Source organism: Phenylobacterium aquaticum, assembly GCF_947378715.1.
GTDB classification, from domain to species: domain Bacteria; phylum Pseudomonadota; class Alphaproteobacteria; order Caulobacterales; family Caulobacteraceae; genus Phenylobacterium; species Phenylobacterium aquaticum_A.
Window position 1 is genome coordinate 1 of record NZ_CANCLE010000223.1, and the last position, 4928, is coordinate 4928.

The window sequence follows — 4928 nt, forward strand, 5'->3', positions numbered from 1 at the left end:
CTCGACCTCAAACCTTGGGGGGAAGACCATGCCTGTTGAGCTCAGCCCGCTGCTGATCGCCTGCGCCGTGATCGGCGGATATCTGCTGGGATCCATTCCGTTCGGGGTGATCGCCACGCGGATGGGCGGTGCGGGCGACGTCAGGGCTATCGGCTCCGGCAGCATCGGGGCGACCAATGTCCTGCGCACCGGCCGCAAGGACCTGGCCCTGATCACCCTGCTGGGCGACGGCGGCAAGGGCGCGGTGGCGGTGCTGATCGCCTGGCTCGCCACCCGCGACGGACCGAAGGAGGCGCAAGCCCTCCTGACCTCGCTGGCGGCCGGCGCCGCCTTCCTCGGCCACCTGTTCCCCGTCTGGCTGAAGTTCAAGGGCGGCAAAGGGGTGGCGACCTTCTTCGGGACCCTGCTGGCGGCCGCCTGGCCCGTGGGGATGGCCGCAGGCGCCACCTGGCTGGCCGTGGCCTTCCTGTTCCGCATCTCCTCCCTGGCCGGCCTGGCGGCGGCGGCCCTGGCCCCGATCTTCGCGGCCTTCGTCTTCGACCGCCCCCTGCCCGTCACCTGGCTTTGCCTGTTCATGGCGGTGCTGATCTACATCCGCCACGAGGCCAACATCCGCCGCCTGCTCAAGGGCGAGGAGCCGAAGATCGGCGCCAAGAAGGACGCGCCGCCTGAGGAAGCCCCGGCCCCGTGACACGAGACCTGACCGACGCCGCCCGGCGCGACTGGCTCCGGCTGGCGCGCACCGAGAATGTCGGTCCAGTGACTTTCGACCAGCTGATCGGTCGCTATGGCGAGGCCTCCATCGCGCTCGCCGCCCTGCCAGATCTGGCCCGACGCGGCGGACGGGTGTCGCCGCTCGGCGTACCGAGCCTGTCCGAGATCGAGGCGGAGCTTGAACGCGGCGCACGGCTCGGCGCGCGACTGATCGCCGCGTGCGAGCCCGATTTCCCCGCCAGCCTGGCCGCCCTTGATCCCCCGCCGCCGGTGATCTGGGCCTGGGGCGACACCGACCTGCTGCACCGGTCCGCCGTGGCCGTGGTCGGCGCCCGCGTCGCCTCCGCCAGTGGCCAGAGGTTCGCCCGCGGTCTCGCCGCCGACCTGGGCGCCGCCGGTCAGGTCGTGGTCTCCGGCATGGCCCGGGGCGTTGACGGCGCGGCGCACGAGGGCGCCCTGGCCACCGGCACGGTGGCGGTGCTCGGCGGCGGGCCAGACGACGTCTATCCGTCCGAGCATCGCGAGCTGCACGCGCGGATCATCGCCGAGGGTTGCGTGGTGTCCGAGAACGCGCCGGGCCGCACCGCCCAGGCCAAGGACTTCCCTCGCCGCAACCGGATCATCGCCGGCCTGTCCCGGGCGGTGGTGGTGGTCGAGGCCGAGGTCCGTTCCGGCTCTCTGATCACCGCGCGCCTCGCCCTGGAACAGGGACGCGAGGTGCTGGCCGTGCCGGGCTCGCCGCTCGATCCCCGCGCCAAGGGCTGCAACGACCTGATCCGCCAGGGCGCGGCCCTGTGCGAGGGCGCCGACGACGTTCTCCGCGCGCTGGAGGGCTGGCGCGGCTTCGGCGAACCGGAGGGCCCCAGCTTCCTCGCCGCCACGCCCGGCGACGCTGAGATCGACGCCCTGCGCGAACAGGTCTTCGCCCTGATCTCACCCACCCCCGTCACCCGCGACGACCTGATCCGCGCGGTCGGCGCGCCGCCGGCCCATGTACTGGCCGCCCTGGCGGAACTGGCCCTGGCCGGACGGGTCGAGTTCTCCCCCGGCGGCGCGGTCGCCCGGACCTGAAGCGTGAAGGCCCGCCTAGTGGCGGCGGTCGGGTCCGGAATGGGCGGCCCTGACCGCCTCGCCCATGGCCCGCGTCAGCACGTCGGCCAGGCCCTGGTGTCCATGGCGAGCGGCCAGATCGACCAGTTCGTCGAGCGCCTCGGCGATGAAGCCGGCGGCGAGTTGAGCGGGAGACTGGGCGGGGGACTTGGACATGGCTGCTCCGGTCCCTAGCCGATTCCGCGCCGATCAGCGCGTATAAGTTGTCAACATCTTGAAGTTGCCGGCTGGGAAGCTTTATCAGGGGCCGTTGACATGTGGGGGGCGCCCGCCCCACCTTCCGGGCCCTTGAATTCCGGGCGCTCCGCCCGTTGGAACGCCCAGTCACACATGAACCTCGTCGTCGTCGAGAGCCCCGCTAAGGCCAAGACCATCAACAAGTACCTGGGTCCGAACTATACGGTTCTGGCCTCGTACGGACATGTTCGCGACCTGCCTGCGAAGGATGGATCGGTGAAGCCCGATGAGGACTTCGCCATGCTTTGGGACGTGGACGCCAAGTCCGCCAAGCGTCTCTCCGACATCGCGGAGGTCGCCAAGGGCGCCGAGCGCATCATCCTGGCCACCGACCCCGACCGCGAAGGGGAAGCCATCTCCTGGCACGTGCTGGAGGTGTTGCAGAAGAAGAAGGCCGTCAAAGGCGCCATCGTCCAGCGCGTGGTGTTCAACGCCATCACCCGCTCGGCGGTGACCGAGGCGATGAAGAACCCGCGCGACATCGACATGGAGCTGGTCGAGGCCTATCTGGCCCGCCGCGCCCTGGACTATCTGGTGGGCTTCACCCTGTCGCCGGTGCTGTGGCGCAAGCTGCCGGGCGCCCGCTCGGCCGGCCGCGTGCAGTCCGTCGCCCTGCGTCTGGTCGTCGATCGCGAGATCGAAATCGAGAAGTTCAAGACCCAGGAGTACTGGACCGTCGAGGCCGACGTCACCGCCGGCAGCGACCCGTTCCTGGCCCGCCTGGTCAAGCATGAGGGCAAGCGCCTCACCAAGTTCGACCTCGGGAATGAGGCCTCGGCCCAGGCCGCCAAGGCGGCGGTCCAGGCGGCGACCTTCAAGATCTCCGCCGTCGAGAAGAAGCCCGGCAAGCGCTCGCCCGCCCCGCCCTTCACCACCTCGACCCTGCAGCAGGAAGCCTCGCGCAAGCTCGGCTTCTCGGCCCAGCGCACCATGCAGGCCGCTCAGAAGCTGTACGAAGGCGTCGACATCGGCGGCGAGACCGTGGGTCTGATCACCTATATGCGGACCGACGGCGTCCAGGCGGCGCCCGAAGCCCTCGACGAGTCCCGGATCGTGATCGCCGGCCTCTATGGCCGCGAATATGTCCCCGAGGCCCCGCGCATCTACAAGACCAAGGCCAAGAACGCCCAGGAGGCCCACGAAGCCATCCGCCCCACCAGCCTGGCCCGCAATCCCGGCTCCCTGCGTCTGGATAGCGACCTCGGCCGGCTCTATGAGCTGATCTGGAAACGGATGATCGCCTCCCAGATGGAGAGCGCCCGCATCGAGCGCACCGCCATCGACCTGGAAAGCGCCGACGGCAAGACCGGCATGCGCGCCTCTGGCCAGGTGGTGCTGTTCGACGGCTATCTGGCGGTCTACGAGGAAGGTCGCGACGACGCTGATGACGAAGAGGGCGGCCGCCTGCCCCAGGTCAAGGAAGGCGCCGACGCCCGCGTGGTCGCCTCCCGCTCCGACCAGCACTTCACCGAACCGCCGCCGCGCTATTCGGAAGCCAGCCTGGTCAAGAAGATGGAAGAGCTCGGCATTGGCCGACCCTCGACCTACGCCTCCGTCCTGACCGTGCTGCGTGACCGCGCCTATGTGCGGATGGACAAGAACCGCTTCATTCCCGAGGACAAGGGCCGGCTGGTCACCGCCTTCCTGGAGCAGTTCTTCGCCCGCTACGTGGAGTACGACTTCACCGCCGCCCTGGAGGAAAAGCTCGACCTGGTTTCGGCCGGCGAGCTCGACTGGAAGGCCCTGCTGCGCGAGTTCTGGACCCAGTTCGCCGCCTCGGTGGGCGAGATCGCCGAACTGCGCACGACCCATGTGCTCGACGCCCTGAACGAGGCGCTCGGTCCGCACATCTTCCCGGAAAAGGCCGACGGCTCCGATCCGCGCGGCTGCCCCACCTGCGCGACAGGCAAGCTCAGCCTGAAGACCGGCAAGTTCGGCGCCTTTATCGGCTGCTCCAACTATCCGGAATGCCGCTACACGCGGCCCCTGGCCCAGTCCGAGGACGACGCGGAAAACGTCAGCGGCGACCGTGAACTCGGCGTCGATCCGCTGACCGGCGAGACCGTGTTCCTCAAGGTCGGCCGCTTCGGCCCCTATGTGCAACTCGGCGAGGGCGAAAAGCCCAAGCGGTCAAGCCTGCCCAAATCCTGGCCGCCGGCGGCCATGGACCTGGAAAAAGGCCTGCGCCTGCTGCGCCTGCCCCGCGAGGTCGGCGCTCACCCGGAAGACGGCGGCATGATCCTGGCCGGCATCGGCCGCTACGGCCCCTTCGTGCAGCACAACAGCACCTACGCCAACCTGCCCAGCGTCGATGAGGTGTTCGAGGTCGGGCTGAACCGCGCCGTCACCCTGATCGCCGAGAAGCGCTCGGGCGCCGGACGCGGCCGGGCCGAGGCCGCAGCTCTGAAGGACCTGGGCGCCCACCCGGTCGACGGCGCCCCGGTCAAGGTGCTGTCGGGCCGCTATGGTCCCTACATCAAGCACGGCTCCACCAACGCCAATGTGCCGCGCGGCTCCGACCCTGCGAACATGACGCTCGAAGAGGCGGTCAAGCTGCTCTCAGAGCGCGAGGCCAAGGGCGGTGGCAAGAAGCCGGCGAAGAAGGCGGCGAAGCCTAAGGCGGCGCCGAAGGCCGACAAGGCTGAAAAGGCTGCGGCCCCCAAGAAGGCTGCGGCCAAGAAACCGGCGGCGAAGAAGCCCGCCGCCAAGAAGCCTGCCGCGGCAAAGAAGCCTGCCGCCGCCGCGGCGACCGCCGCCGCGCCGTGGGACGACGAGGAGGGCTAGGCTCTCCCCTTCGGATGGTCATGGCCGGGCTTGTCCCGGCCACCCCAGCGCGCCGGACCGTACGGACATCGCACGGACACCGG

At 69.8% G+C, this 4928-nt stretch carries 4 protein-coding genes; 3 read left to right on the plus strand and 1 reads right to left on the minus strand.

Features of this window, described 5'->3' with window-relative positions; translation table 11 throughout:
- The first annotated feature begins 28 nt into the window (after positions 1 to 28).
- The gene (plsY, locus tag Q7P21_RS19340) at positions 29 to 691 is read left to right on the plus strand and encodes a glycerol-3-phosphate 1-O-acyltransferase PlsY (protein WP_304179861.1); all 663 of its coding nucleotides are present in this window, start codon (positions 29 to 31) and stop codon (positions 689 to 691) included.
- Entirely contained in the window at positions 688 to 1785 is a 1098-nt protein-coding gene (gene dprA, locus Q7P21_RS19345) for a DNA-processing protein DprA (RefSeq protein ID WP_304169769.1), read from the plus strand. Before plsY ends, dprA begins: the two co-directional genes overlap by 4 nt.
- A 15-nt stretch (positions 1786 to 1800) precedes the next feature.
- Here the strand turns inward: dprA and Q7P21_RS19350 are convergent, their stop codons facing one another.
- Entirely contained in the window at positions 1801 to 1980 is a 180-nt protein-coding gene (locus Q7P21_RS19350; RefSeq protein ID WP_304169768.1) for a hypothetical protein, read from the minus strand.
- 174 nt (positions 1981 to 2154) lie between these two features.
- Here Q7P21_RS19350 and topA point away from each other — a divergent pair, with 174 nt between their 5' ends.
- Positions 2155 to 4845 (plus strand): type I DNA topoisomerase, encoded by a 2691-nt coding sequence (gene topA, locus Q7P21_RS19355; RefSeq protein WP_304179863.1) that lies wholly within the window; start codon positions 2155 to 2157, stop codon positions 4843 to 4845.
- Positions 4846 to 4928 lie beyond the last annotated feature (83 nt).

What these genes read in the sequence shown, in the direction of transcription:
- plsY (WP_304179861.1), top strand. Translation starts at nt 29, where the DNA reads ATGCCTGTTGAGCTCAGCCCGCTGCTGATCGCCTGCGCCGTGATCGGC.
- Q7P21_RS19350 (WP_304169768.1), bottom strand. Translation starts at nt 1,980, where the DNA reads ATGTCCAAGTCCCCCGCCCAGTCTCCCGCTCAACTCGCCGCCGGCTTC.
- topA (WP_304179863.1), top strand. Translation starts at nt 2,155, where the DNA reads ATGAACCTCGTCGTCGTCGAGAGCCCCGCTAAGGCCAAGACCATCAAC.